Consider the following 23,948-nt stretch of genomic DNA (forward strand, 5'->3'; position numbering starts at 1 on the left):
GAACCATGCGCAGCTACAGGAAGGAACTCTGGTTCAACATCCCCACACGACGGGCCTTCGTGAACATTACCCCCCTCCTTGAAGACTGTGTCCGCGAAAGCGGCATCAGGGAAGGGCTTTTGCTGTGCAATGCCATGCACATCACGGCAAGCGTCTTCGTGAACGACGACGAAGAAGGACTGCACGAGGATTTCGAGCGGTGGCTTGAACAGCTCGCTCCTGAAAAGCCCTATGAGCAGTACCGTCACAATGTTGGCGAGGACAACGCCGATGCCCACCTCAAGCGGACCATCATGGGACGGGAAGTGGTCATTGCCATCACTGAAGGAAAACTCGACCTCGGCCCCTGGGAACAGGTGTTCTACGGGGAGTTTGACGGGAAGCGGCCCAAGCGGGTGCTGGTGAAAATTCTCGGGGAATAGGGTCCTGGCGTGCTGGAAAAAGGCCCTTCTGTGCTACAATGACGGAAAAGGGAGGAAGGAGGGAGTACTCGTGGCCATTTCGAGATTCCTCGAGGAGAATCGGGTGAGCATGCCCCTGGCGGTGCTTGCGGTGGTATTCGTGATTCTTGCCGTGGTGTTTTCTATCTCGGCCATGGTTTCTGCAGTGCAACTCCAGGCGGGGGCTACCGCTGGGTCTTTGGTAGGAGTGGCAATCTTCGGTATCCTCAGCGCCATCTTTCAGTTTCTTGTCCTCTACCAGTGGTCCCGGGCCATCAACACCAATGTAACCAACACCCGGGATGTTTTCCTGAACCTCAAGGACCGCTTGGAGGACCCTCTCCGGGGGGAGATAGGGTTTTTCGCCAACCGGAGTGAGGAGTTCATCGTGCAGACCTGGCCGTTCTGGGTCTACCTTGTGTTCTACGTCATTGGGCTCTTCACCGGGGTGTACGCCATCGTTTTCAACATCCTGGCGTTCATCTTTCTTGCCGTGTACCTCTCTTCTGTGTTCCGTTCCATCGGGAAGCTCTCCGACCTCAAGGATAGGCTCTACCAGTACCTTGAGGACAGATACGGTGTCCACCTTACCGGACGGGTCTTCCGGGTTCCGCGGCGGAGCATTGCTCTTTTCATCATCCTGGGCATCATCACCTTTACCATTTACTGGCTGTACCTTCTCGTGAAGCTCTCAAGCGAAATCAACCGGTACCTCTCTACTGATGAGACCCTCCGGCGGGAGGTCGAGGAAGCGCTGAGCCGGTTTTCCTGATGCTGTATCCGGTTATCGTCTTCAACCTGGTGTTCTTTGTGGCCACCGTGGCAAGCGGTGGCTTTACTCTTTCTAATCTTTTGCGCCTTGGCGCCAAATACGGACCGCTCATTGCCTCAGGCGAGTGGCAGAGGCTCCTCATCTGCATTTTCCTCCACGGGAACATCTGGCACCTCTTCTTCAATACCTATGCCCTCTTCCAGCTTGGGCGGCTCGTCGAGGGTATTTACGGGTACCGGAAATTCTTCATGGTCTATGTGCTCTCCGGGCTTTCGGGGAGTTTCCTCTCGTACCTTGTGAATTTCCGCCAGATTGGCGTAGGAGCGAGTGGGGCCATCTTTGGTCTGGCGGGACTTCTCTTTGCCGGAGGGCTCAAGTACCGGAATACGTCGCTGCATCGCCTCGGCATGGGCATTCTCCCCTTCATCTTCATCAACCTCCTCATTGGCTTCACCTTTCCGGCGATTGATAACGCCGCCCACGTGGGTGGGCTTCTCGCTGGCATGGGCCTTGGGTGGGTTCTTGCTCCCGGGTTTTCGGTGCTTCCCTGGAAGCGGTGGGGCGAGCGGGTACTCTACGGGGCCTGTATCGTTTTCGTGGCCCTGAGTGTCGCCACCTTTTTCCTCCCGGGTCTTTCGCAACGTGCCGTTTCCCTGGAGAGCGTGATCGCTTTCCACAACCGGGTTCGGGATATCCTCGTGACCATTGAGGGTGGGAAGGTCCCCTCTCGCTATGCTGTGGAGTCCCTGCACCCTCCCGACCGGGAAGCCCGAAAGATCAAGGAGCTTCTCAGGCGGTTCCTCGAAGAGGGGAATGGGGAGCGCCTTGAAGAGGTTGAGGAGGCGTTTCTCCGGTGGCGAAGGGATATCCTGAGAAAGTACGAGGGAATTGTCTTTGAGCGGGAGTCCGAATGATGTGGCTTCTCCTTGTGGTGCTTGCCCTCGGTTTCTTTGTGGGGAAGTTGGTGCAGTCCGACCTGGCAAAAGGGGTAGGGAAGACCCTGAGCGCCGTGGGGCTTTTGTTCCTGCTTTTTGCCATGGGGGTTCGTCTGGGGCAGGAGGGATTCCTGCGGATGAAGCTGGCCTCCTTCGGTCTTTTGGCGCTATCTCTGGCTTTCGCTACAGGAGCTGGATCGGTGGTTGTTGCAGGCCTTGCGGAACGAATGATGAGGAGGAAGCGGCCGTGATTGGCATTGTGCTCAGTCTGGGTGCGGGAATACTGTTCGGTCTTTCCGGCCTTTTCCCCTCCGCCTTTGGGGGCTTCTTAGAGCGATGGATTGACATCTCCCTCTATGTGCTCGTTTTCGGCGTGGGGATGGAGCTTGCGTGGGAGAGCAAAGCCTTCGAGGAGATTCGGTCGATGGGCTTTCGAGTATTCTTCCTGCCGCTTGCAGCCATGGCCGGAAGTCTCCTTGGAGCGACATTCGTTGCGCTCTGTTCTCCGATGACCCTCAAGGAGTGCCTCGCCGTGGCCTCGGGGTTTGGCTGGTATTCTCTTTCGGGGGTCCTTCTGGCTCGCCTGGGGAATCCCTCTCTGGGGCTTTTTGCCTTTGCCACTAACGTCTTCCGGGAAATCCTCACCCTTGTGAACCTCGAGTGGGTGTATCGGGTCTTCGGAGGTTGGGCGGCGGTGGCCCTGGGTGGTGCAACGAGCATGGATACAACCCTTGGGGTGCTCTCACGGGTCAGCGGGGGGAAACTCGTCCCCCTTGGGGTGGTGAGTGGGGTACTGCACTCCCTCTGCGTTCCTTTCTGGGTTACGCTCTTTTTCCGGTTCCTGTGAAGTCTGGGTCTGGAACGCCTCTTCCCGGAGGAACTGTGCGAGCTTCCTGAAGGCCTGGGCCCGATGACTCACACGGTTTTTGACCTCCGGGCCGAGTTCGGCAAAGGTCTTCCCAAAGGGTGGGAAGACGAAAACCGGGTCGTACCCGAATCCCTGGTCTCCCCGAGATTCTTCGGCGATGAAGCCCTCACAGGTGCCCTCAAAGACCTTTTCTCCCCCTGGCCACACCAGGGCAACGACGCACACGAAACGGGCGGTGCGCTGCGCGCGGGGAACGCCCTGGAGCTTCTGCAAAAGAAGCTCGATGCGCTCACGCTGGGAAAGCCCGGGTCCTCCAAAGCGGGCAGAATGCACCCCGGGAAGCCCTCCCAAAGCATCGACTTCAAGCCCTGAATCTTCTCCAACCGAGAGAAGCCCCGTTTTTTCAAACCCTGCCCGGGCTTTGAGGAGGGCGTTCGCGAGGTACGTTTCCCCGGTTTCTGCAACGTCACCGATATCGGCAACGTCGTAGATGCTCTTTGCTTCGACGCCAAAAGGCCTGAGGATGTCCTGTATCTCGACGAGTTTCCCTGCGTTTTTCGTGACGACGTACACCGTGGGTCTCATGGAAGACCCCGCTCAAGGAGTTTTCGCTCGAGGTTCAGGATTTCCTGGATACCCCTCTGGGCAAGGTCGAGGAGGGCGTTCAGAGTCTCCCGGGAGAAAGGCTCCTTTTCGGCTGTTCCCTGGACTTCCACGAGTTTTCCGCTTCCGGTCATCACCACGTTCATATCCACCTGAGCCACAGAGTCTTCCTCGAAGTTGAGGTCAAGGAGCATTTCGCCGTTCACGATGCCCACGCTCACCGCGGCGAGGTAATCCCGCACGATACCCCGTTCTGCAAGCATTCCCTGATCAAGGAGGTTCCACAGGGCATCCACCAGGGCCATGAAGGCGCCGGTTGTGGCCAGCGTCCGCGTTCCTCCATCGGCCTGAATGACGTCGCAATCCACAAGGATGGTCCGCTCTCCAAGCTTTTCGAGGTTCACCACCGAGCGCAGTGCCCTGCCGATGAGGCGCTGGATCTCGTGGGTCCGCCCGCCGATTTGCCCTTTCACGGCGTCCCGGATGTTCCGGGTTGTGGTGGCACGGGGGAGCATGGCGTACTCGGCAGTGATCCAGCCCTGGCCCGTATTGCGGAGGAACTGGGGTACCCGGTCTTCGATGGATATGGCGCACACAATACGGTTATTTCCGGCTTCGATGAACACAGACCCTTCGGCGTACTTCAGGTAGTTCCGCACGACGCTGATTGGCCGGAGTTCATCTGGTCGCCGCCCATCGCTCCGCATGGATGTCCTCCCTTTTAGGTACTGTCCAAGCTCCTGAAAACTACTGAATTTTTGCAATGATGCGCTCGTCCCTTCTTAAAGGCGCGGAAATGTCAATGTGACCGCAGAGGGTTTTGGTTTCTTTCCCGTCAATGAGGATCTTCACCGCTTCGATTTCGGGAAAGGCGGTCAGGGTGTCCACAATAGCGTACACACTCAGGAATTCCTGCGACGTTCCCCCTGACTGGTTTTTCGCCATCTCGGCGCTGAGGTCAACGTAAGCTGTCTTCCCTTCCACGAAGACGGCATTGAGGCGGGTTCCAGGGGGCAGAGCATTGAAGAGGTCTTTGTTCTCCGGACCCTTCAGGAGTTCCCCGATCACCCGTTCCATCCACCGTTCATCCCTCACAATCCGTCTCTTCTCCCCCACTAAAGCAGTGAAATCGGCGTTGGCAAAGTACACCACGACCTCCATCTCTCCTACGCGAGGAAGGAGAACCCCGGTGGGACGGGGGGTTTCGGAGGGAGGCTGGCGGAAGAGGCGCAAAAGCACCTCACTGCCGTACACCACACCGAAAAAGAGGAGCACCCCAAGCAGGATGTAGAGAAGCGCTTGCCAGGGGAACGTCCGCTTTTTCCGTCTCTTTTTCTTTGTCCTGTATTTCCACTCCTCCATGGTTTTCTATCCTCCAAGGAGCTTGGCAAGCTCGGGACTTTTCGCAAAGGCCTCTATGGCATCGGCAATCCCCCGGGCGATACGGTCCTGGAAGGAAGACAAGGCAAGCTTTTTCGCTTCACTGGGATTACTCAAAAACCCAACCTCTACGAGGCACGCCGGATAGAACATGTGGCCGAGGACCACAAGAGGCGCTTCCTTCACCCCCCGGGCAGTAAGGCCGGTCTGGCTGGCGACACGCTGCACCACGAGGTCTCCGAGTTTGGCGCTTGCCTCACGACTCTTCAGGTAGTAGGCCGAGGTATAGATGGAATTGAGTTTCTCAAGGTTTTCAGAAGAGGTTGTTTGCTCGACAAGAAAGGGGGCGTTTTCCCGCTGGGCCACATCGAGTGCTCCTTCGCCCCGGGGTTTCGTTCCCCCCACAAAGACCTCGACACCGCTTGCTTTTGGGTTTGGTGAGGCGTTGCAGTGAATGCTCACGAAGACGAAAGGGTTTTTGCTGTTGGCCAGGCGGTACCGGTCATCGAGTGTGGGATAGGTATCGTCCTCCCGGGTCATGTACACTTCATACCCCCGGGCCCTGAGGATATCCCGCACTCTTTTGGCGATTTCAAGGACAATGGTTTTCTCCTGGTACCCGTTGTGGACACATCCCGGATCGTTCCCCCCGTGTCCCGGGTCGAGCACCACGACGTTACGGTTGATGACCTCAAAGGAGGGACTGGGTGTAGGGGAGAGCCCAGGTGTGGGGGATGGACGTGGTGAAGGGGAAGGCCTCGGAGAAGGGGATGCTACGGGAGAGGGAGGAACCTCCTCGGTGACCTCCACAAGGCTCATCAGGTCAAAGTACGCCCGGGGGTTTTCCCCATCGAGCTTTCCCTCCCGAACCTGAATGGTCCCCCGGAAGGCGATGTTCGCCTCGACCTGCCCGTTCCTCTCCTCAAGCGTTATGGTCCCCACCCTTGGGTCGTTGACGGCAACGGGAGAGGTGACGTTCCCGAGACTACAGTTGCGAAAGAGAATGGTCATGGTGTTCCTCTCCCGGTCAATCTGGGAGGTAAAGGAAGGAACACCACCCTGGAAGTCAAAGGTGATCCGGGTGCGCATTTCCTCGTTGTACGAGGAAAAGCGAACGCCCGAAAGAATCAGCGCCCCAACCCTGGGAGATGGGGTAGGCTGAGGGACCTCCGGGGTAGGGGTCTCCTGCGTTCTTGTAGAGATGCGAAAGCCAAAAAGCTCGGCAAGAAGAGGGAGGGAGAGGTAGAGCTTGTTGTTCTCCACAAAGACTTTCCCCTCTAAGGGAACCTCCCGACCGTCGGCAATCGCAACGCCCTTGTCCAGAGAGAGCACCCAGGAGATTTTGCCGAATTTCAGGTTTGCCTTGTTCATGATGGGGGAGTAGTAGGCAATCCCCCCGATGTCCCGGAAGAGGTCCTCAACGGCGACGTACAGTGTACCGTCCCGGGAGGCAACCCGGGCTCCGCTCTGGATACGCTCCCCGTTAACGGTGATGACCACCTGAGCTTCGCCCAGAGCTCCAAAGGCACAAAGGACCAGAGCACTAAAAAGGAGGGATATCGTCAGCAGTTTCTTCATTGCCCTCAAGCGGGATGTCTTCAAGGTCCCCCAGGGGTTCTCCGCTCTCTTCATCAGAAAAGGTCCCAAAACGCTCCACATCGATGTCCTGTGAGAAGTCGATGATGTCCTGGTCGCTTGAAGCTGCACCCCGGGGAGCACTGAGGAACTGGATGTTTTCAGCCCGGATTTCGTAGGAAGTGCGTTTCCCACCGTTTCGGTCTTCCCAGGAGCTGGAACGGAGGGCGCCCACAACCGCAACCCTGCTCCCCTTATGGAGGTAACGGGCACAGAGCTCAGCGAGTTTGGACCAGGCAGCGACCGTGATGTAGGTGACCTCTTCAACCGGGCCGCTCTTCCCCTGGTACCGCCGATTCATGGCCATCCGGAAGCGGCAGACTGGTGTCCCCTGAGGGGTGTACCGGAGTTCGGGGTCCTTGGTGAGGTTTCCGATGCCAAAAAAATAGTTAATATCTCTGGCCATGCATCGATACCCCCATTCATGTTCTCCTTTTTGAGTTTAGCACAGGGAGGGGGGAGGGGGAAAGACTCTCTCCGAAATTTCCCCTCGGTGTTTGGGTAGCCGTTTTTCGGACTTTCTCAAGGGTAGGGGAACGTTTCCGTCTTCCCCTCGACGGATAGAAGAGCTTTTTGTAGAATTAGGGAAGGGGTGATGGAGCTGGCTCGCGAGGCACAACTCCGGCGGACGACAAAGGAGACCGAGGTTGAGGTCTTCGTGAACATCGATGGTGCGCGACAGATTGACATTGTGCTCAATGTCCCGTTCTTCCCGCATCTCCTTGAGGCTTTAGCGTTCCACGCAGGGTGGGATTTCGTTCTTCGGGCCAAGGGAGACCAGGAACGCGTCGACAACCACCATATTGTGGAGGACGTGGGGATAGTCCTTGGGGAGGCTCTGTACCAGTGCCTTGCAGATAAAAAAGGTCTTCAGCGCTTCGGTTCGGCTTTCATCCCCATGGACGAGGCTCTGGGGATGGCTGTGGTGGACCTCAGCGGGCGTCCCTACCTCGTCTACGATGTTCCCGCATCTCTGGGGCCGAAAGTGGGGGATTTTGAGGTCGTCCTCCTTGAGGAGTTCCTCCGGGCCTTCACCTCCTTTGCGCGTTTCACTCTCCATGCTAAAATATGGTGGGGGAAGAATGCGCATCATGCTTTTGAAGCGCTCTTTAAGGCTACTGGCCGGGCGCTGCACGAGGCAGTGCAGGTCCGGGGGGACGTCCTTCCGTCGACCAAAGGAATTCTGTAGGAGAGGGTGGTTATGATCGCCATTGTGGATTATGGGATTGGCAACCTCCGCAGTATCGCCAAGGCCCTGGAGCGTCTGGGGAAAACCGTTGAGGTCACCAACGACCCCGAGCGCCTTGGAGCCGCAGAAGCCGTTATTCTTCCCGGTGTGGGGTCTTTTGGGGAAGCCATGGAGAATATGGAGAAGAGCCAGATTGTGCCTGTTCTTCGCCGGATGTTCGATGACGGGAAACCTATTCTCGGCATCTGTCTTGGGTTGCAGCTCCTCTTTGAACGGAGTCAGGAGGCCCCCAAAAAGAAAGGCCTTGCCCTGATCCCTGGAGAGGTGCGAAAGCTCCCCCCGACCACGAAGGTGCCCCACATGGGCTGGAATCGGATTTACTTCAAGCGGCAGGCGCCGCTCACCGAGAACATCCCCCAGGGGCGCTTTTTCTATTTCGCCCACTCGTTCTACGTCCTTCCTGAAGATGAGTCCTGTGTGGTGGGCATCTGCAACTACAACGTGACCATCCCGGTGGTGGTGAACGTCGGTAACCTCTGGGGTGTGCAGTTCCATCCCGAAAAGAGCGCCACCTGGGGTATGAAGTTCCTTGAGAACTGGGTGAGGAGCATCGATAGCAATGCTTCTTATTCCGGCAATTGACCTCTTCGCCGGGCGGGTAGTGCGTCTCACCCAAGGAGACTACCAGCGCCTCGAGGTCTACCACGATGACCCCCTCAGTGTGGCGAAGCAGCTTGAAGCAGAGGGAGCGCCTATGCTCCATGTGGTGGACCTTGAGGGAGCAAGGGCCGGGGAGCCCCGGAACCTCTCGAGTGTGGCGGGTATCGTGAGGAGCGTGCGTATTCCGGTTCAGGTGGGCGGAGGGATCAGGACCCTTGAGGTCTTCCGCCGCTATCTCGACCTTGGGGTGGCCTTCCTCGTAGTGGGGAGTGTCGTGGTGAAGGACCCGGAGGCATTTGCGGAGATGCTCAAGGTGGGGGGCGAGCGTCTTACCGTGAGCCTGGACGTGCGGGATGGCGTACTCGCGGTTTCGGGATGGACGGAGGAGACATCTTTGCGGGCTTCGGATCTTGCCCGGGAACTCCGAAAAAGAGGCGTCACCCGTTTCATTCTGACCGATGTGACCCGGGATGGAACGCTTGAGGGCGTGGACGGCGAGAATATCCGGAGGTTCATCGAGGACAGCGGGGTGTCAGTGATTGTTGCTGGAGGTGTGCGGGGGATAGAGGACATTGTCCTTCTTCAGACCATCCCCGGAGTTTCTGGGGTTATTCTGGGGAAGGTACTCTATACAGGTCGAGTGAGTTTCCGGGAAATCCTTGAGCGTGTAGGAGGAAGGCAATGTTAGCCAAGCGGATTATTCCCTGTCTTGACGTGAAAGAGGGTCGGGTGGTCAAGGGAGTCCACTTTGAGAACCTCAGGGATGTAGGCGATCCGGTGGAGCTCGCCAAGCGCTATGAGGAAGAGGGAGCGGATGAGCTGGTTTTCCTCGACATCACGGCGTCCTATGAACAACGTGAGATCATGATTCACGTGGCGGAAAAGGTCGCCGAGGTGCTCACTATTCCTTTCACCGTGGGGGGAGGTATCGGAAGCGTCGAACACGTGAGCAAGCTCCTGAAAGCAGGGGCGGACAAGGTTTCCATCAACACCCAGGCGGTCTTAAACCCCAATCTCGTCACCGAGCTTGCCGAGCGTTTCGGGAGCCAGTGTGTGGTGGTGGCGATTGACGTGAAGCGGACCTGGGACCGGATTACTTCTCGGAGCTACTGGGAGGTCTTCATCAACGGAGGGAGAACCCCTACGGGAAAAGATGCCATTGCCTGGGCGCAGCAAGTAGAGCGGCTGGGCGCAGGGGAAATCCTCTTGACCAGTATGGACACCGACGGGACGCAATCGGGGTACGATATCAGTCTCACACGGAAAATTGCCGAGAAAGTAAAGATTCCCGTTATTGCGTCGGGAGGAGCGGGAAAGCTTGAGCATCTCGCTGCGGTGCTCCAAGAAGGAAAGGCCGACGCGGCGCTCGTGGCCTCAATTTTCCACTACCGTCATTACACCATTCCTGAGGCCAAGGCTTTCCTGCGGAAACGCGGTATCCCGGTGAGGATGGAGGATTGAATGGGCGTCTTTGAAGGACTCCGCTTCGACGAACACGGCCTTATCCCTGCGGTGGTCCAGGATGTGGTTACGGGGAAGGTCCTCATGGTGGCCTACATGAACGAGGAGGCCCTTCGGAAGACCTTGGAGACACGGACCACCTGGTTCTACAGCCGGAGCCGGAAAGCCCTCTGGCACAAGGGAGAAACGAGTGGCCACGTGCAGCATGTTGAGAAGGTCTATGTGGACTGTGACCGGGATTGCCTCCTCGTCCAGGTGCGGCAGGAAGGCGTGGCCTGCCACACGGGGTTTTTCTCGTGCTTCCACCGGATGGTTGAGGATACAGAGATTTCCGAACCCCGGGCATCCTGCCCTGCCTCGCCGCTTCTTGCCTTCCTTGGGGATCTGTTCTCGGTCATTGAGGAGCGGGCAGATCGCCCCTCTCCCTCTTCGTACACGGCAAGACTCCTCGCCGAGGGGAAGGAGAAAATTCTCCGGAAAGTTGCCGAAGAAGCCACCGAGGTCCTCCTTGCTGCTTTTGAGGGGGAAGAAACCCGCAGGGACCGCCTCCGGTATGAGGTGGCCGATCTCCTGTACCACTTGCTTGTTTTACTGAAGCATGAGGGGCTGACGTATGCCGAGGTCATGGAGGAACTGAGGAATCGGCATATCAAGGCTCAAACGACCACATCCTGAGGTGATGCTCCTTTGCAAAGGAAAGCCTGGAAACCCCCTTTAGGGCTCCTTGTCGTTTTCCTGGTTCTGGGGCTTCTGGCCTCTGTGGCTTTTGCCCAGCTCACTCCGGTCACCTGGGGGGATTTCCTGAAGTCCCTGAATGGTATCCTTGGGACTTCGCTCTCCCTTCCTTCAGGGAAAAAGCCGGCTGATCCGGTTGCACGCCTTGAAGCGGTGAAGGCCATCCTCCAGGCGCTCTCCTACGATGACCTTCTGTCTTTTGTGGATACCCGGAATGTCATCTTTCAGGACATTGGGGATCTCGGTGATGAAGACCGGCGTTGGCTTTTCCTGGCAGCATCTTTAGAACCCCCCCTCATCCGGGGGGATATCTCCGGTAATGTCTTCCCAAGAAGGGTCCTGAGTGCTCAGGAATTCACCATCATGAAGGAAACCCTGAAGAAATACGCCCGGGGGGATATCCGCTTTGAGCGCCGCAAAAGCATCCATCCTAACCTTGAACTTGTGGTGAAGAAATGGGGATTTTCTCCGCTCGCCCGACAGACCGCCGGGCAAACGGCGGGCTCCTCTTTAGGGGTTTCCGGCGAGATGTTTCTCCTGCAGGTTGGGGCTTATGGGGAGAAAGAGCGGGCTCAGAGGGTGGCCGGGTGGCTCAAGGAACTCGGGTATTCCGCGAGTGTCATCGAGGAAGGGGGGCTTTTCAAGGTTCGGGTTGGGCCGTACAAAAAGGAGGAGCTTGCCGCTTTTCGAGCTCGCCTGGAGAAGCAGGGTTTTCCCTCGTATCCTGTGGCTTTAGGGGGAACCGGAAAGAGCGAGGAAGCCCTTCCTCCCGGACCCTTCTTTACCCTGGCCCTCATTTTTGATCCGCTTGATGCGCCATTCCGTCTCAGAGTTGCCCTGGCAAAGGACCAGGTGATGGACCGGGAAAAAACGAGCGACATTGCCCGGCGCCATGGGGCGCTCTTTGCCATGAATGCGAGTTTCTTTGCTGAAAACGGTGACCCCATAGGGCTGCTCATGATCGATGGACGTGTGCTCTCTGAACCCCAGAAGGGGTGGTACTCGGCAGGGTTCACCACGGAGAATCACCTCGTGATCGGGGAAACCCGTCTTGAGTGCAGGGCCATTGGGGAAAGGGGCGAGGTGGTGGTTCAGGGCATCAACCGCCTGAACAACGGGAACGAGGTGACCTTCTACGATTTCTTCTTCGGTAACGAGACTCCTCCCCAGGGGGGAGTTGAGGTCATCGTTCGGGGTGGTGTAGTGCAGGAAGTCCGCCTTGATGGGAAGGGAAAAACCCTTATCCCCCGGGATGGTTTCATCCTCCTTGGCCGGGGTCAGGGAGCGCAGAGCCTCCGCGAGACCTTTCGACCCGGCGACCGTGTGCGAGTGCGGATGGTCTTGTTTTCCTCGCCAGAACAGCTTGAGGAGTGGCGGAAAGTCCGGTACGCTGTGAGCGGAGGCCCGCTCCTTTTCTTTGAGGGGCAACCTGGGCCTTTTGGGGACTTCAATCCTGATATTGTGGCCAAACGGCACCCTCGCACGGTGGTGGGGAACCTCGAGGATGGGCGTGTACTCTTTCTCACCGTCGATGGGAGGCGACCGGGGCACAGTGTGGGGATGACGATTGAGGAACTCGTTGCAGAACTGAAGACGTACCGAATGAGATCTGCTCTGAACCTCGACGGTGGAGGGTCGACGACCTTCTACCTTGAGGGGAAAATCCTCAACCTTCCCTCAGACCTTCTGGGAGAACGCAAGGTTGCGTCGGCCATTCTGCTCTGTCCATGATTCGTGTTGGTGTCTGTGGTTTCCCGAGGAAACGGGCTGAACTCTTCCGTTGCCTCGATGTGGTGGAGGTCCAGAAGACCTTTTATACCTTCGTTCCTCTGGAAAGCCTTGTCCGCCTTCGAGAAGAAGCTCCGCCATCTTTCGCGTTCACCATGAAGGCTTTTCAGGGCATTACTCATCCGGCCTCTTCCCCTACGTACCGGCGTACCCGGCTTCCTTCAGATTTTCGTCTCGAAAACCTGGGGTTCTTTCAAGACACTGAAGAAGTGGCATTGTGTGCTCGTTCCACCTTTGAGGAGGCAATGGCCCTGCAGGCGAAGGCGATCGTCTTCCAGTGTCCTCCTTCGTTCACCCCAACCTTGGAACACCGGCAAAACCTGGTCCGGTTCTTTGAGCGTTTCCCCCGAAAGGGGGTGCTCCTTGCCTGGGAACCCCGAGGGGAATGGCGAGAAGAGGACATCCGCGCCCTCTGCCAGGAGCTCGACCTCGTCCACGTTGTGGACCCCTTTAAGGATTCTCCCCAGTGGGGGGAGATTGTGTACTTCCGCCTGCACGGTAAGGGGTCCTACCGGTACCGCTATAGCGACGAGGACCTTCGTTTCCTTGCGAAACTCCTTAAGGCGTCTCCAAAAGACGCCTTCTGCCTTTTCAATAACGTCCCGATGTTTGAGAACGCCTTAAGTCTCAGAGCAATGCTCTCGCTCTTTCCCGGAGACCCTTCCGGAGAATCTTGAGGAGGTCCCTTGGGGAGGAGAGGACGAAATCCGGGTGCATACCAAGCACCCGTTCACGTTCCAGCGCTCCCCAGAGGGCCAGGGCAAAAGGCACTCCTGCTAAGCGAGCCGCGGTGATATCGTACACGCTGTCTCCAAGAAAGAGTGCCTCTTGAGGAGTGACGGAGAGCTTCTCGCAGGCCAAAAGCAGGGGATCCGGATATGGTTTGGGGCGGGGAGCATCCTCAGCGCAGATGATGACCTTGAAGAAATGGTTGAGCCCCAGGTGGTCGAACTGGTAGCTCATCTCTGAGCGCACTTTGGCCGTGACGATTGCCATAGGGATGTCCGCCTCTTTGAGCGTTTCCAGGACCTCCCGCATCCCCGAAAAAACTCGCACCTTGGGCATGGCTTCCTTGATGAGGTCCTGCCATCGCCTGACGAAGTCCTGAGATTTGTTCTCGGGAATACCGAGTTTACGCACCGTCTCTGGGCTTGGAATACCCAGGGTGAACACGAAGTCCTCCTTTGGCCTGTTTTCTCCCGTGAACTCCTGATAGGCCTTCTGTATGGCCTCAAGGAGGAGCGGGTTGGTATCGGTGATGGTTCCGTCTATGTCGAAGATAACAGCCCTTGTCATGGTCTCACGCTCCGGATTTTTCGACTTCCTCTCATTATACCAGGGGTGTCAAGGGATTTGGCGGAGACCATCCCAGAGGCCGGGCCTCCGGGATGGCAAGGAACTCACTCTTCAAAGAGCTTCCGGTACTCGCCGTACCCCTCTTTCTCCAGGTCTTCTTTGGGGATGAACCGCAGGGCAGCGGAGTTGATGCAGTAGCGTTTCCCGGTGGGCGGGGGCCCGTCGTCAAAAACGTGCCCCAGGTGGGAATCGGCGTGGCGGCTTCGGACTTCAATGCGCACCATGAAGTGGCTGCGGTCCACCACCTCGACGATATTGTCCGGTTCAAGCGGCCGGGTGAAGCTCGGCCATCCGGTCCCAGAGTCGAACTTGTCCAGGGAACTGAAGAGGGGCTCTCCAGAGACGGTGTCCACGTAAATGCCTTCACGCTTGTTGTTCCAGTACTCGTTCTGGAACGGTGGTTCGGTGGCGTTTTCCTGGGTGACCTGGAACTGAAGAGGTGTGAGCTTCTGGCGCAGGATTTCTGGAGACGGCTTCTTGAAGTTCTCCCAGGGCTTCTGCCAGTGTCTCTTTCGGAACTCGTCCCGGCCGGAGTGGGAACGGTAGAGCTCATACCGCAGCGGACACTTCTTGTAGTAGTCCTGGTGGTACTCCTCGGCCCGGTAGAAGGTAGAGGCAGGGAGGATTTCAGTGACAATGGGTTTTCCAAACTTCCCCGATTGCTCCAGAGCCCGCTTCGATTGTTCTGCTGCGATGCGCTGGGCTTCGCTGTGGAAGAAAATGGCGGTGCGGTACTGGGGACCTCGGTCGACGAACTGCCCTCCCGGATCGGTAGGGTCGATGTTCTTCCAGAAGACCTCAAGGAGCTCCTCATAGGCGACCTTTTCCGGATCGTAGGTTACCTGGACGGCTTCGAAGTGGCCGGTTGTTCCAGAACACACTTCCTCATACGTGGGGTTTTCGGTGTGTCCCCCGGTGTACCCGGCGACGACCTCAACCACCCCGGGGATGTTCTCGAAAACACTCTCCATGCACCAGAAGCACCCACCGGCGAAGGTGGCCTTTTCAAGGTTTTCCTGGGCGAAAGCGGCCTGGACCCTGAAGAGCAAGAGGGCCAGGGTTATGGCGACAAAAAGGATGTTGCCCATCTCCATCACCTCTTCCCCCTGAAAGAGGTTTTGTCTTCTTTTTATTCCTTCCTCGCCGCAACCTGTCTTTCCCCTTTTCGGGTGGGCTCGCGTTTGTCCAGGTGTCGCTTGAGGTCACCCACCGCTTGCAGGAGTAGGGGGAAGTTCTTCCATGAACAGGAAACATCCTGTGGAGGACAGAGAAGTCTCGAGTTAGCGCCCTGTGAGCGTACACCGGGTCGCCCGACCGGGAATGCTCCCGAACTTCTCACCGGTACAGGGATCGCTCTACTTCTTTCTGGATCTGCTGTTTGGGCCCGAGCCCAGGCAGGCTCCAGGGCTTTGGTTTCCTTCTGGCTATAGCAGCAGTCCAACAAGCTCCTGCGGTGCCGGTGAGACTCCTGGTGATGCTCCGGGGGACGCTATAGGAGATGCCTCAGGGGACGCTTCTGGTAGGGCTTCGGGTTGTGGGTTCTGGGGTCCGCACGAAGGTAGCAAAGAGCATGGTAACGATGCAGAGTACCGGGGTGGTCCTCTTTCGCATGCTCTTCCTCTCCCTCCTTTCGGGGAAGATTGCAGCACTTTCTGGGCCAGGTGTAGGGTCGGGTTTTTTGATTTTTGCTTTCCAGGGGAGTATAATGAGTGCATCACCTGCAAAGGAGGGGAAAGCATGCGTCGCGAATGGCTCCTTTTCATCGTGTTTCCTGTTTTTCTCTGTGTGGTTCTTGCGGGCTGTGGGGGGACGCCAGGGCCCTCTCCAGCGTCGCCGACACCAGGAACAGCCGCTCCAGGTATCACCATCGTGCGCGAGGGGTCGCCAGACACCGGGAGGGTCCTCCAGAGCGGGGATCCGGTTCGTTTCTCCCAGGACGTTTACTTCCAGGGCATCGCTCCAAGCAGTGCGGTGGTCAAGGTCTACCTCAACGGTACCGTAATCGACCAAACCTCGGCTTTGCCAAGTGGGGAGTTCCTCTGGAGATGGAATTCTGGGGTCACCGAGGGGATCTATGAGATCTCGTTCACCGCTACCCAGGGGAGTTTGCCGGAGAGCGGCAGGACTACATTCACCATCGTCGTCGATGGGACCGGGCCCTACCTCCATTCGCTCTCGGCAAAGGCCGATGCTCCTTTGGGCAATGCCCCGACCATTGTGGTGTACTTCAATGAGGAGATTGTGGTTGGGGATATGAATGTTTTTGCGTTGCCCGCGGTCTGGAGTGTTACCTGCCTCATCTGCCCAGGAGGGAGCGTTTTCAATGTCACCCAGGTGGCCCTCAGTGCAGACCGGAAGAGCGTTACCCTCACCGGGAACTGGATAACCGACCGCCTGATCGTCGGTGACCAGATTCAGGTGTTCTTCGCCTACGTCCCGCTCATGGGGGTGACTGACAAGGCCGGCAATCCGTTCAACGCTGCCTTGAACGTGGCGACTGGAGTGGTCACTCCATAGCCCAGTGCTACCCCGGCTCAGGGCAAAAGGCTCTGAGCCGGGGTCTTTTTGTCCCTTGGAGGGGGAGTATGCCATGAGGAGCATGTGGTTTTTGATCGTGGCTTTGGTGCTTTTCGCTCTTTCTGGTTGCGGAAACGGCGGTGCCCCGCTTTCCTCACCCTCGCCTGCGCCACCGTCCATCACCGAAGTGCATCCTACCTGTGGTGCACCGGGCGAGACGGTGGTCATCAAGGGGACCGGCTTTGCCGATGCTCAGGGAGGGAGTATGGTGACCTTCAACGGTGTCCCTGCCGAGGTCCTTTCGTGGTCCAGTACCCAGGTCACCGTCCTTGTTCCTGCGACCACCACCGGGGATATCGTGGTCACCGTAAACGGAGTCTCCAGTAACGGCGTCAGGTTCACCGTTCCTTGCGCGGTAATAGGGTGGCAGTTCTCCTTCTAAGCGGTGCATGTCCTGGCTACAGGCGTGTCGCTATTGGCCCGGGACGGTTGTGCCCGGCCTTTTGAGAGTGGACCTCGCCGTCCAGGTTGTGATCTCAGGCTGCGGTACCTCTCATCAGGGTCGACCGATACGTGTTTCTCCTTCGTCTTCACTTCGGGCTGTTTCGCCTCTTGGATCGCCGTCCCGGGCTCCCTGGGGTGAGAAGGTCATCAAGGCGTCTAGATGAGCAGGGCTGAGGGGAAAGCTGGAGGTGGATGCACTGTGCGGTGTTTCACACTTTCTCTGGTTGTGGTTCTCTCCCTTGGTGTGGTTTCTCTGGCCGGAAAGTCATTCTCCCCGTTCCTTTCACCACCCAGCACAAGGACACTTGGATGCCGTGCCTTGATGGGTGCAGCGAAGGAGGTTCCGGAACTTGGGACGGTCCTCAGCTCTCTGAAGAACTTTCGGAGCACAGTCAATACTGTTGCGTCTTTGCTTCCCTGGCGGTAGGGTACTCTATTTTGCGTCACGTTCAGGAAACACCAAAACCTCCTGATAGGCACAATTGGTACAACAAAAGGAGAATACCAATCATCCTATCAGGAGGTGTCCAAGAACCGTGAAAGAGGTTCTGGAAGAGGTTATGCTCCTTGCGCGGGAAGCAACTTGTGGAGAACAAGAAGACCGGAAAAATGGCTTCTACGAGAGGGACCGTAAAACTCCACTTGGGACTCCTGAGGACCTCTCCATTCCTCAAACCCCGAAAAAGCTCTTTACGCCCTGGACGAACTCATCACGGCCATGGAGCAAGGAGGTTACTCCCCAAGAGGCATGACCTAGACCCTCGAAACTTTAAGAGGGAAAGCATGCCCCAGGTTGAGACTCCCGGATCACAGGTCTTGTGGTGGAGAAAAGTAGGGAATGGCGAGAGCGACCAATTCGAAGGTGGTACCTTATCCTCTTCCTGGATGGGGTGTTCCTCAAGATACGCAGGGATACCGTAGCTTCTGAAGTGGTATACCTTGCGCTGGGTATCGATGGCGAAGGGTATCGGGAGGTATTGGGGTTCTGGACCTCAGGAAGTGATGCTGAAAGCGCCTTCCGTGGAAGGAAATCCTCTCCTCTTTGAGGGAGAGGGGGGTCTTGCTGAACCCTTCCTCGTGGTGGGGGATAGGTTGCAGGACGTGAGAGAAGCGGTGAAAGAGGTGTATCCGGAAGCCCAATGCCAGAGTGATCCAGTGCACAAAACTCGCCACGTCTTGCGCAAGGTGAGGAAAAGGGATGAAGGGACAGTTCTTGAGGATGTGAAGAGGATGTACGTAGCATCGTCTCTTGAAGAGTTTCAGGAACACTTTGAAACCTCTACCCGGAAGCAGTTTCTTCTTGGGAGAGGGATTTGCCCTATCTCACTACTCACCTTGGGTACCCCACCCTTTTGCAGCAGCACATCCGCACCAGAACTCTCTGAACGTTGCATCAAGTTGCATCAAGGATATAAAGAGGAGAAGCGAGGTGGTTGAGGTTTTCTCAAGACCCAAGGCTTTCGAGGAGCTCCTGTACCTTGTCTCTCAGAGTGAAACAAGCGGTATGCAGAGAAAACCTTACCAAACTTCCTTCTCCGCAAGAGGAACTCTCTACAAAAAGGAGTAGGTGTTCTGACACAACATTCTTGACACTATCCGAGGAATGTGAACCGAGTTTTTTTCCTCTCTCGAGGATCCTCAGCTCGTAGCGGCTATTTTTGGGCTGCAAAACCACCGGGTTCCCCCGGAGGAACACCTGCTTCACCGTGAGCCCCTCTTCATCCACCTCCACCACCGCGACGTCCCCCGACTGCACCTCAGAATCGGGAGAGAAGAGGACCAGGCGGTTTTTGCCGATGCCCCGTCCAGCATTGAGTTGTCCTTTGCGCGGATGGCGAGAGAAGAGTGTTCAGGGTTCAAGCTCCAGTCTTCGGCCTCAATTTTGACGCCTTCCCCACTCTACGGGAGCTGCTTCAGACCACATCCGGGAGCTCCCCAGCCAAAGAGCTACCGAAACCACCGTGAGAGGATGGGTGCCGCATTCCGGGCGAGCGCAAGCTCGGGTGCAAAAAATTCCAAGGGCAAAAACCCAGGGGTTTTTGTTCTCCGGGCCGGAATTCTGGTATACTCCCTCCCGGGAGGGGTGGAAGGTGGCCCAAAGAAGAGACTCCCTTAAAACAACCCGGTCCTTCCTCTATGCCCTGGCAAGATTCCTCGGTGACGTCGAGGCCGCAACAAAAGGCCCCGAAGCCCTGGGGAAGAGAATTCTCCGGAGGGCCCTCGGGAAAGCCGCTGGGGGAGCCCTGTCGAAGCTCTTCCGGTAGCAGGGGTGGTGCGCTATGGCAAAAGGAAGGAGTGTTCCTTTGCCCCTCAGTTTCCAGGAAAGGCCCTGGACCGATGAGGCAATCTGGAAAAAACCTCCGGGAGGCTCGGGTATGACGCTTGAGGAGTTACTGAAAGCAAAGCGTGAGGAGATCCTTCATGTATGCGCCAAATACGGTGCCCACAACGTACGCGTCTTCGGCTCGGTGGCTCGTGGTGAGATCACCGAAGAGAGCGACATCGACCTCATTGTCGACTTCGAACCGGGGCGGAGCCTCCTCGACCACGCCGGGCTGTGGCTGGAACTCCAGGAGCTTCTGGGAGTCAGGGTGGACGTGGTGAGTAGCCGTGGCATCAAGGAACGCATCCGCAAGCGAGTGTTGCAGGAGGCCGTCCCCCTGTGAGGAGCGCAAGGGAGCCCCTGCAAGACATTCTGGATGCCATTACCAGAATCGAGCGCTACACGGCTCGTGGGCGAGAGGCGTTTGAATAGAACAAACTGGTTCGGATCCGGGTCCTGTACCACATTCAACTCATCGGAGAGGCAGCTGCACAGCTCGACAAAGCCTTTCACGAAGCCCACCCCGGGATACCCTGGCCGCAGATTGTCGCTATGCGAAACTTGCTCGTTCACAGATACTTTGGGGTGGACCTGGAGGAGGTCTGGAAGACGGTGGAAAAGGACCTCCCCGGCCTTAAACGGAAGATCGAGACGCTTGTGAGCAAGCTGGGGAGCCGGGGTGTGGGGAGTGAATGACGGGAGGCGAGCCGCCGCGGAGAAGCCCTCGGCCTCTCGGAGGAAGAAGTTGCTTTCTACGAAGCTCTGGAGGCAAACGGCGAAGCTGCCCGGGTTCTCGGAGAACCCACCCTCCGCCGCATCGCCCAGGAGCTCGTCTGTACCCTCCGGGAGAACGTCACCGTGGACTGGACCATCCGCGAATCCGCCCGGGCACACCTCCGGGTCCTGGTGAAGCGCATCCTCCGCAAGTACAGTTACCCTCCCGATAACCAGGAGAAAACCGTTCAAACCATCCTCGAGCAGGCGGAGAATCTCCCGGAGGAATGGGTGGGAGAAGCTTCGGAGAGGTAGGCTGTGCTCTAAGGGAGGGCCTCAGGCAGGTTCCCTATCGAAGAAGGCCACAGGCGGAGCTCTAAATCAAAGGATGGGGCACCAGGTCCGTTCACCCCGAACTTATCCCCAAAAGACGAATTCGATGCCAGAGGTTGTGCCCCTTTGTCACCCTAGGGTTTCGGGGCCCTCTCTGTCTTCTTTCTTTTTGAAAACACCGGGGGAGCATTCCCGGCGAATGGGTGCGTCCAGAACACAGAGCTTCTTTAGAGCTGTTTGACAGGACCTGATTTTTCTGGTAGCGTTTTCATGTACCCCGGTTCCCCTTCTTGCCCACTCTCTTCCTTCGCAAGAGGCAACGGAAGACGGCGGGAGGGTGTGTGATAGATACAAACCTTGCTGAAGGGACCTTTTTAGGGAGGGGAAATCTCCGTGGAGTTTGATCGAAAAACCACAGTGGGGATTCTCTTGTGTGTTGCCTTCCTTGTGTTCCTTCCGACAGCGGTTCACTCCTACAGTAACGATAATCGGGAGCGGACTATGTCTGGGGGACCCCATAGGGTTATCAACGCCTTTGCGGTCCAGGCATTCGTGGCGGAGTCTTTGAGTGATCCGGTTTTGACACAATACGATTTTTGGGGTGGAGAAAACCTCACCGGGACAACGGTGGTGCAGCCGGGCAACTGGGAGAAGGATGTTCGGGAAGGGATAGGGAAGGGCAAGTGGTACCAGTGGGTGATAGAGGGTGGCTACACGGCCGATGAGCCAGAACGATACATGTCCCTCCGCCACTTTTACGACCCCCTGGGGGCGAACCAGGGGGCGACGTACCTCACTGATCACGTCGAGGAATGGTTAACCTCCTTCGTCATGGGGCCAAACCCCAAAATGGATGCGAAATGGTGGGGAGCCCTGCACTCTCCTTACTCCCTGGCAAAGGGAGTGGAGTTTATGGAGAGGGCTTTTTCGGCCTCTCGCTCTCAGGAAAAGGAGAGACTCTTTGCAGCTGCCTGGCGATCGCTGGGAGAGACTATGCACCTTCTGGCCGACATGACGGTTCCGGCCCACGTCCGGAATGACTCCCACCCGGGGGTGGCGTGGACGGAGTACATCACGGACAGGTACCGCGCCGACCCCTACGAGGAATATGTCGATGAGGAGGTGGTCAAAGACTCCATGGCCGAAGGCCGGGTTGATCCGGATTTACTTCGGGAGATCCAGTCGGTTCCCGAGACACAACGGGGTCTTTTGAAGGTGTTGCAGCTCTTTGACCTTGTGGCAGCGTACACGAACAGGAATTACTTTTCCCTGGATACTATAGCCGGCACCGAAAGAATATCGGGCCGGAGATTCACCAATGCCAACGGCATGCCCGAATACCCCTCTCCACGTCTTGAGGACCTTGAAGTCGATAAAGAGCAGGGCTACTACTATCGGGAGGATTTCCTGGGGAGGGTACGCCTGGTCCGGGTTGTCCGTGACGGTCTTTTGCAGAAGCTTGCCGAGTTGGGCGGGGTGTCACTCTCCCCTCGTCTTGAGATCGACCGGAACTGCTCTTTTGATCAGGCAAAACGTCTGGTTCCTGCAGCCGTAGCTGTCGGCCAAAAGCTCCTTGGGTGGTTCATGCCCAGAGTGGAGGTTATCCTTGATGCTTTTGTCGTTGAGGAAAAGGAGGGGGAGAACATCGGCCTCTTGAAAGGGCGAGTAGTCCACACTCCTTTTGGGGTCTACGACGACCCTCTTTCCTTCACCCTCCCTGAGGATGGGAACGTCACCGTGGTGGTGAACGGGGAATCCATGGAACCCCCTCTGGGGGCGGTTTCCATAAAGGAAGGAGTCATCGAGGGGAGGATTCCCTTAGCCTCCAGGAGTCCGGTGAAAGAGATAGGCCTGGTTCTTGATATCGGCGGAATTCGAGTCTCTTCATCGGCTTTCACCGTGCCTTTCCTTGAGCTCCATCCGGAGAATTTGAGCGGTCTGGCAGGAGAAAAATACGGGTTCTATGTGGTGGTTGAGCATTGCCCACCTCAGGTGGTGTACCTCTGGGATTTCGGCGATGGGAGTGTTGCCGAAACCAAAGGGGCCTCTCTTTCCCATGTGTATGCGAAAGAGGGAGAGTATACCTCCTCCGGGTTACAATGCAGGACCCCAGCACAAAGAGCATCCTCGCCATTGCCCAGGGAAAGGCCTACATCCTGCCTGCTCAGGCTGAAACCACCCAAAAAGAAGGGCCCCTGACTCCGGACCTCTCGCCGCCGGTTGAGGATGAAAAGGCTCACCGGCAGAGAATCCTTGCGGAGTACCGTTTGTTGTACCCCGAGTTCCTGCCCTGGTTTTACAACTATAAAGGGCGGATCGAGCTCATTGCCAATGCCGAGGAGGTCGGCCCAGACCTCTACCGGGTGGCCTACAAGCTCTGGCAGGTCGTCGAGGAGGGCCCAAGGAAGGGCGAAGAATACGTGGCGGCGTATCTCGATTTGCATTGTACTCTGGAACAGCTTGAAGCCGATTTAGCACTCATGAAAAAGAAGCTGGGGAAAGAGTAAGAGACCCTGATTTCTGTGGCACCCGTGGATAGGTTCATTCACAGAGATCTGCAACAGGGAGGGGAGACAAAAAAGGAAGAGCGACCTGTATCCTGACTCAGGTGTCGAAGAACTCCGGCATCAAGCCCTTCTTCCCCAGGGTCTCCCGCATCAGTGGAATGGTAGAGCGCGGCTTGATCGGACCTTCCGGAAGGGTTCTCTGGCCCTCTGAGGATGAGATGGACCCTTGGAACATGAGGTGCCACCGCAAAAAGTGGACGGAGGAGGTGGAGAATAAAAAAAGACCACACTGGAGCTTGGGGAGAGGAACCTGGGAGGAGCTGAGAGGCACTGGACTTTCCGAGTGTCCCACATGATGTGGACCTGTACACACCCTTGAGGACCAGGGGGGCGGCTGGTACAATGTTTCCTGAGGTATTTCCTGAAGGAGGCGCTTTGAATGAAGAGCTTTCTCAAGGCGTCTGTAGCGTTCCTCTTGCTGGCTGTGTTCCTCTTCGGCTGTCGGGCGGTTCCTCCTTCGTCGCCGACCATCACCTCCATCACTCCTGATCGGGGCTGCCCCGGAGACGTAGTCACCATCACCGGGAGCGGGTTTGGGGACACCCAGGGTAGAAGTAAGGCGACTTTTGCATCCTGCGTTGAGGGATTTCGGGTAGAGGCTAGGGCGCTCTCCTGGTCTCGCACCGAAATCCGGGTGGAGGTTCCTTATGGGGTATGCTCTGGGAAAGTCACCGTGACCGTCAACGGCACCGAAAGTAACGGTGTGGACTTCACCGTAGGTGATGAATGCCCTCTGCTACCTGCTCCAACCCTGCTACCTGCTCCTACTGTGACACCCGCTCCAGAACCAACCCCCTCTTTCCCCTACATACCACCACCAACCAACGTTCCCAGTCCTGAACCAATACCCACTCCCGGTCTCCCGAGTTCGTAGGCCGGGTAAAACTTCAGGGTGTGGCAGGAAGCGCTAACGCACTTCCCGTGTCCCCGATGGTTCGGAGATGTGTTCTTCCGGCTTCGTGTAGTGGAGCTATGGGTTTTGCCCATGGGACTCACCCCAAAGAGCACGTTCCGCCAGGGTCTGCGGACTTGAGGGAGGAGCAGGAAGGGATAGATATCGCAGCGCCCCAAAAACGAGAAAAAAGCTGGCGCGCCCGGAGGGATTTGAACCCCCAACCTACGGATCCGTAGTCCGTTGCTCTATCCATTGAGCCACGGGCGCGCAGGG

30 protein-coding genes, 1 tRNA gene and 3 pseudogenes are annotated in these 23,948 nt (G+C 57.2%); 25 read left to right on the forward strand and 9 right to left on the reverse strand.

Translation table 11 applies throughout. From position 1 onward, the window contains the following. Positions 1 to 5: 5 nt before the first annotated feature. The 5 genes from ACP6EK_RS04995 to ACP6EK_RS05015 all read left to right on the forward strand — a co-directional run bounded on the left by ACP6EK_RS04995 (position 6) and on the right by ACP6EK_RS05015 (position 2,994). Positions 6 to 422 (forward strand): secondary thiamine-phosphate synthase enzyme YjbQ, encoded by a 417-nt coding sequence (locus ACP6EK_RS04995; protein WP_438318741.1) that lies wholly within the window; start codon positions 6 to 8, stop codon positions 420 to 422. A 70-nt stretch (positions 423 to 492) separates the two neighbouring features. Further along, positions 493 to 1,212: a DUF4234 domain-containing protein gene (locus ACP6EK_RS05000; RefSeq protein WP_438318744.1), complete on the forward strand. Its 720-nt coding sequence runs from the start codon at positions 493 to 495 to the stop codon at positions 1,210 to 1,212. Next, complete coding sequence (locus ACP6EK_RS05005; RefSeq protein WP_438318747.1) at positions 1,212 to 2,126, forward strand: rhomboid family intramembrane serine protease; 915 nt, start codon at positions 1,212 to 1,214, stop codon at positions 2,124 to 2,126. Before ACP6EK_RS05000 ends, ACP6EK_RS05005 begins: the two co-directional genes overlap by 1 nt. Continuing rightward, complete coding sequence (locus tag ACP6EK_RS05010) at positions 2,123 to 2,398, forward strand: LysO family transporter (protein WP_438318750.1); 276 nt, start codon at positions 2,123 to 2,125, stop codon at positions 2,396 to 2,398. Before ACP6EK_RS05005 ends, ACP6EK_RS05010 begins: the two co-directional genes overlap by 4 nt. After that, entirely contained in the window at positions 2,395 to 2,994 is a 600-nt protein-coding gene (locus ACP6EK_RS05015) for a lysine exporter LysO family protein (RefSeq protein WP_438318753.1), read from the forward strand. The genes ACP6EK_RS05010 and ACP6EK_RS05015 overlap by 4 nt, the downstream gene beginning before the upstream one ends. Here ACP6EK_RS05015 and rdgB read toward each other — a convergent pair. The 5 genes from rdgB to ACP6EK_RS05040 are packed head-to-tail and all read right to left on the reverse strand — an operon-like array spanning position 2,890 to position 7,039. After that, positions 2,890 to 3,600, reverse strand: a complete 711-nt coding sequence (rdgB, locus tag ACP6EK_RS05020; protein ID WP_438318756.1) for an RdgB/HAM1 family non-canonical purine NTP pyrophosphatase — start codon at positions 3,598 to 3,600, stop codon at positions 2,890 to 2,892. The genes ACP6EK_RS05015 and rdgB overlap by 105 nt on opposite strands. Then, positions 3,597 to 4,325, reverse strand: coding sequence for a ribonuclease PH (gene rph / locus ACP6EK_RS05025; RefSeq protein ID WP_017889941.1), 729 nt, complete (start codon positions 4,323 to 4,325; stop codon positions 3,597 to 3,599). The genes rdgB and rph overlap by 4 nt, the downstream gene beginning before the upstream one ends. 40 nt (positions 4,326 to 4,365) lie before the next feature. Further along, a complete protein-coding gene (locus ACP6EK_RS05030; protein ID WP_438318760.1) occupies positions 4,366 to 4,980 on the reverse strand; it encodes a GerMN domain-containing protein in 615 nt (204 codons plus the stop codon). A gap of 6 nt (positions 4,981 to 4,986) precedes the next feature. Continuing rightward, on the reverse strand, positions 4,987 to 6,576 hold the full coding sequence (locus ACP6EK_RS05035) for an N-acetylmuramoyl-L-alanine amidase (protein ID WP_438318763.1): 1,590 nt from the start codon (positions 6,574 to 6,576) through the stop codon (positions 4,987 to 4,989). Next, positions 6,542 to 7,039 (reverse strand): single-stranded DNA-binding protein, encoded by a 498-nt coding sequence (locus ACP6EK_RS05040; protein WP_017872998.1) that lies wholly within the window; start codon positions 7,037 to 7,039, stop codon positions 6,542 to 6,544. The genes ACP6EK_RS05035 and ACP6EK_RS05040 overlap by 35 nt, the downstream gene beginning before the upstream one ends. A gap of 189 nt (positions 7,040 to 7,228) precedes the next feature. Here ACP6EK_RS05040 and hisB point away from each other — a divergent pair, with 189 nt between their 5' ends. Genes hisB through ACP6EK_RS05075 form a run of 7 tightly spaced genes read left to right on the forward strand, consistent with a single transcriptional unit; the run spans position 7,229 to position 13,143 of the window. Then, a complete protein-coding gene (gene hisB, locus ACP6EK_RS05045; RefSeq protein WP_438313655.1) occupies positions 7,229 to 7,822 on the forward strand; it encodes an imidazoleglycerol-phosphate dehydratase HisB in 594 nt (197 codons plus the stop codon). A gap of 12 nt (positions 7,823 to 7,834) precedes the next feature. Further along, on the forward strand, positions 7,835 to 8,464 hold the full coding sequence (hisH, locus tag ACP6EK_RS05050) for an imidazole glycerol phosphate synthase subunit HisH (RefSeq protein ID WP_438313658.1): 630 nt from the start codon (positions 7,835 to 7,837) through the stop codon (positions 8,462 to 8,464). After that, positions 8,442 to 9,170 (forward strand): 1-(5-phosphoribosyl)-5-[(5-phosphoribosylamino)methylideneamino]imidazole-4-carboxamide isomerase, encoded by a 729-nt coding sequence (gene hisA / locus ACP6EK_RS05055; RefSeq protein ID WP_438313663.1) that lies wholly within the window; start codon positions 8,442 to 8,444, stop codon positions 9,168 to 9,170. Before hisH ends, hisA begins: the two co-directional genes overlap by 23 nt. Beyond that, complete coding sequence (gene hisF / locus ACP6EK_RS05060) at positions 9,164 to 9,943, forward strand: imidazole glycerol phosphate synthase subunit HisF (protein WP_438313666.1); 780 nt, start codon at positions 9,164 to 9,166, stop codon at positions 9,941 to 9,943. The genes hisA and hisF overlap by 7 nt, the downstream gene beginning before the upstream one ends. Next, on the forward strand, positions 9,944 to 10,618 hold the full coding sequence (gene hisIE, locus ACP6EK_RS05065) for a bifunctional phosphoribosyl-AMP cyclohydrolase/phosphoribosyl-ATP diphosphatase HisIE (protein ID WP_438313669.1): 675 nt from the start codon (positions 9,944 to 9,946) through the stop codon (positions 10,616 to 10,618). Positions 10,619 to 10,630: 12 nt separating this feature from the next. Next, positions 10,631 to 12,409, forward strand: a complete 1,779-nt coding sequence (locus ACP6EK_RS05070; RefSeq protein WP_438313672.1) for a phosphodiester glycosidase family protein — start codon at positions 10,631 to 10,633, stop codon at positions 12,407 to 12,409. Continuing rightward, complete coding sequence (locus ACP6EK_RS05075; RefSeq protein ID WP_438313674.1) at positions 12,406 to 13,143, forward strand: DUF72 domain-containing protein; 738 nt, start codon at positions 12,406 to 12,408, stop codon at positions 13,141 to 13,143. Before ACP6EK_RS05070 ends, ACP6EK_RS05075 begins: the two co-directional genes overlap by 4 nt. Here ACP6EK_RS05075 and ACP6EK_RS05080 read toward each other — a convergent pair. After that, the gene (locus ACP6EK_RS05080; protein ID WP_438313677.1) at positions 13,094 to 13,762 is read right to left on the reverse strand and encodes an HAD family hydrolase; all 669 of its coding nucleotides are present in this window, start codon (positions 13,760 to 13,762) and stop codon (positions 13,094 to 13,096) included. The genes ACP6EK_RS05075 and ACP6EK_RS05080 overlap by 50 nt on opposite strands. A gap of 104 nt (positions 13,763 to 13,866) precedes the next feature. Continuing rightward, positions 13,867 to 14,916 (reverse strand): peptide-methionine (S)-S-oxide reductase MsrA, encoded by a 1,050-nt coding sequence (msrA, locus tag ACP6EK_RS05085; protein ID WP_438313679.1) that lies wholly within the window; start codon positions 14,914 to 14,916, stop codon positions 13,867 to 13,869. Between the two features lie 643 nt (positions 14,917 to 15,559). Here msrA and ACP6EK_RS05090 point away from each other — a divergent pair. The 6 genes and pseudogenes from ACP6EK_RS05090 (at position 15,560) to ACP6EK_RS05115 (ending at position 18,410) form a co-directional block, all read left to right on the forward strand. After that, complete coding sequence (locus ACP6EK_RS05090; protein ID WP_438313682.1) at positions 15,560 to 16,339, forward strand: hypothetical protein; 780 nt, start codon at positions 15,560 to 15,562, stop codon at positions 16,337 to 16,339. Between the two features lie 73 nt (positions 16,340 to 16,412). Further along, positions 16,413 to 16,781, forward strand: coding sequence for an IPT/TIG domain-containing protein (locus tag ACP6EK_RS05095; RefSeq protein WP_438313685.1), 369 nt, complete (start codon positions 16,413 to 16,415; stop codon positions 16,779 to 16,781). A 598-nt stretch (positions 16,782 to 17,379) separates the two neighbouring features. Then, complete coding sequence (locus tag ACP6EK_RS05100) at positions 17,380 to 17,595, forward strand: hypothetical protein (protein ID WP_438313688.1); 216 nt, start codon at positions 17,380 to 17,382, stop codon at positions 17,593 to 17,595. A 69-nt stretch (positions 17,596 to 17,664) separates the two neighbouring features. Continuing rightward, a complete protein-coding gene (locus tag ACP6EK_RS05105) occupies positions 17,665 to 17,889 on the forward strand; it encodes a transposase (protein WP_438313691.1) in 225 nt (74 codons plus the stop codon). Next, positions 17,846 to 18,064, forward strand: a pseudogene (locus ACP6EK_RS05110) (transposase); the annotation flags it as partial. The gene ACP6EK_RS05105 and the pseudogene ACP6EK_RS05110, both read left to right, overlap by 44 nt. A 79-nt stretch (positions 18,065 to 18,143) precedes the next feature. Beyond that, the gene (locus ACP6EK_RS05115) at positions 18,144 to 18,410 is read left to right on the forward strand and encodes a hypothetical protein (protein ID WP_438319016.1); all 267 of its coding nucleotides are present in this window, start codon (positions 18,144 to 18,146) and stop codon (positions 18,408 to 18,410) included. A 117-nt stretch (positions 18,411 to 18,527) separates the two neighbouring features. Here ACP6EK_RS05115 and ACP6EK_RS05120 read toward each other — a convergent pair. After that, positions 18,528 to 18,599 (reverse strand): annotated as a pseudogene (locus ACP6EK_RS05120) (hypothetical protein); the annotation flags it as partial. Between the two features lie 334 nt (positions 18,600 to 18,933). Here ACP6EK_RS05120 and ACP6EK_RS05125 point away from each other — a divergent pair. The 7 genes and pseudogenes from ACP6EK_RS05125 (at position 18,934) to ACP6EK_RS05155 (ending at position 23,654) form a co-directional block, all read left to right on the forward strand. Further along, positions 18,934 to 19,107: a hypothetical protein gene (locus tag ACP6EK_RS05125; protein ID WP_438313694.1), complete on the forward strand. Its 174-nt coding sequence runs from the start codon at positions 18,934 to 18,936 to the stop codon at positions 19,105 to 19,107. Positions 19,108 to 19,218: 111 nt separating this feature from the next. Beyond that, on the forward strand, positions 19,219 to 19,509 hold the full coding sequence (locus ACP6EK_RS05130; RefSeq protein WP_438318896.1) for a nucleotidyltransferase family protein: 291 nt from the start codon (positions 19,219 to 19,221) through the stop codon (positions 19,507 to 19,509). A 131-nt stretch (positions 19,510 to 19,640) separates the two neighbouring features. Beyond that, positions 19,641 to 19,862, forward strand: a complete 222-nt coding sequence (locus ACP6EK_RS05135) for a HepT-like ribonuclease domain-containing protein (protein WP_438318899.1) — start codon at positions 19,641 to 19,643, stop codon at positions 19,860 to 19,862. Next, positions 19,863 to 20,195 (forward strand): annotated as a pseudogene (locus ACP6EK_RS05140) (type I restriction enzyme endonuclease domain-containing protein); the annotation flags it as partial. A gap of 411 nt (positions 20,196 to 20,606) precedes the next feature. Beyond that, positions 20,607 to 22,412 (forward strand): PKD domain-containing protein, encoded by a 1,806-nt coding sequence (locus ACP6EK_RS05145; protein WP_438313697.1) that lies wholly within the window; start codon positions 20,607 to 20,609, stop codon positions 22,410 to 22,412. 71 nt (positions 22,413 to 22,483) lie between these two features. Continuing rightward, complete coding sequence (locus tag ACP6EK_RS05150) at positions 22,484 to 22,720, forward strand: hypothetical protein (protein WP_438313700.1); 237 nt, start codon at positions 22,484 to 22,486, stop codon at positions 22,718 to 22,720. Positions 22,721 to 23,159: 439 nt separating this feature from the next. Then, positions 23,160 to 23,654, forward strand: coding sequence for an IPT/TIG domain-containing protein (locus ACP6EK_RS05155; protein ID WP_438313702.1), 495 nt, complete (start codon positions 23,160 to 23,162; stop codon positions 23,652 to 23,654). Between the two features lie 212 nt (positions 23,655 to 23,866). Here the strand turns inward: ACP6EK_RS05155 and ACP6EK_RS05160 are convergent. Continuing rightward, a tRNA-Arg gene (locus ACP6EK_RS05160) sits at positions 23,867 to 23,942 on the reverse strand. Positions 23,943 to 23,948 lie beyond the last annotated feature (6 nt).

The sequence above is a fragment of the Candidatus Caldatribacterium sp. SIUC1 genome, from assembly GCF_051549785.1.
Lineage (GTDB): Bacteria > Atribacterota > Atribacteria > Atribacterales > Caldatribacteriaceae > Caldatribacterium.

Bases quoted from the DNA above. Each gene is read 5' to 3' on its own strand.
- ACP6EK_RS04995 (WP_438318741.1), top strand. From the start codon at position 6: ATGCGCAGCTACAGGAAGGAACTCTGGTTCAACATCCCCACACGACGG.
- ACP6EK_RS05005 (WP_438318747.1), top strand. From the start codon at position 1,212: ATGCTGTATCCGGTTATCGTCTTCAACCTGGTGTTCTTTGTGGCCACC.
- ACP6EK_RS05010 (WP_438318750.1), top strand. From the start codon at position 2,123: ATGATGTGGCTTCTCCTTGTGGTGCTTGCCCTCGGTTTCTTTGTGGGG.
- rdgB (WP_438318756.1), bottom strand. From the start codon at position 3,600: ATGAGACCCACGGTGTACGTCGTCACGAAAAACGCAGGGAAACTCGTC.
- rph (WP_017889941.1), bottom strand. From the start codon at position 4,325: ATGCGGAGCGATGGGCGGCGACCAGATGAACTCCGGCCAATCAGCGTC.
- ACP6EK_RS05030 (WP_438318760.1), bottom strand. From the start codon at position 4,980: ATGGAGGAGTGGAAATACAGGACAAAGAAAAAGAGACGGAAAAAGCGG.
- ACP6EK_RS05035 (WP_438318763.1), bottom strand. From the start codon at position 6,576: ATGAAGAAACTGCTGACGATATCCCTCCTTTTTAGTGCTCTGGTCCTT.
- ACP6EK_RS05040 (WP_017872998.1), bottom strand. From the start codon at position 7,039: ATGGCCAGAGATATTAACTATTTTTTTGGCATCGGAAACCTCACCAAG.
- hisB (WP_438313655.1), top strand. From the start codon at position 7,229: ATGGAGCTGGCTCGCGAGGCACAACTCCGGCGGACGACAAAGGAGACC.
- hisH (WP_438313658.1), top strand. From the start codon at position 7,835: ATGATCGCCATTGTGGATTATGGGATTGGCAACCTCCGCAGTATCGCC.
- hisA (WP_438313663.1), top strand. From the start codon at position 8,442: ATGCTTCTTATTCCGGCAATTGACCTCTTCGCCGGGCGGGTAGTGCGT.
- hisF (WP_438313666.1), top strand. From the start codon at position 9,164: ATGTTAGCCAAGCGGATTATTCCCTGTCTTGACGTGAAAGAGGGTCGG.
- hisIE (WP_438313669.1), top strand. From the start codon at position 9,944: ATGGGCGTCTTTGAAGGACTCCGCTTCGACGAACACGGCCTTATCCCT.
- ACP6EK_RS05075 (WP_438313674.1), top strand. From the start codon at position 12,406: ATGATTCGTGTTGGTGTCTGTGGTTTCCCGAGGAAACGGGCTGAACTC.
- ACP6EK_RS05080 (WP_438313677.1), bottom strand. From the start codon at position 13,762: ATGACAAGGGCTGTTATCTTCGACATAGACGGAACCATCACCGATACC.
- msrA (WP_438313679.1), bottom strand. From the start codon at position 14,916: ATGGAGATGGGCAACATCCTTTTTGTCGCCATAACCCTGGCCCTCTTG.
- ACP6EK_RS05090 (WP_438313682.1), top strand. From the start codon at position 15,560: ATGCGTCGCGAATGGCTCCTTTTCATCGTGTTTCCTGTTTTTCTCTGT.
- ACP6EK_RS05095 (WP_438313685.1), top strand. From the start codon at position 16,413: ATGAGGAGCATGTGGTTTTTGATCGTGGCTTTGGTGCTTTTCGCTCTT.
- ACP6EK_RS05130 (WP_438318896.1), top strand. From the start codon at position 19,219: ATGACGCTTGAGGAGTTACTGAAAGCAAAGCGTGAGGAGATCCTTCAT.
- ACP6EK_RS05155 (WP_438313702.1), top strand. From the start codon at position 23,160: ATGAAGAGCTTTCTCAAGGCGTCTGTAGCGTTCCTCTTGCTGGCTGTG.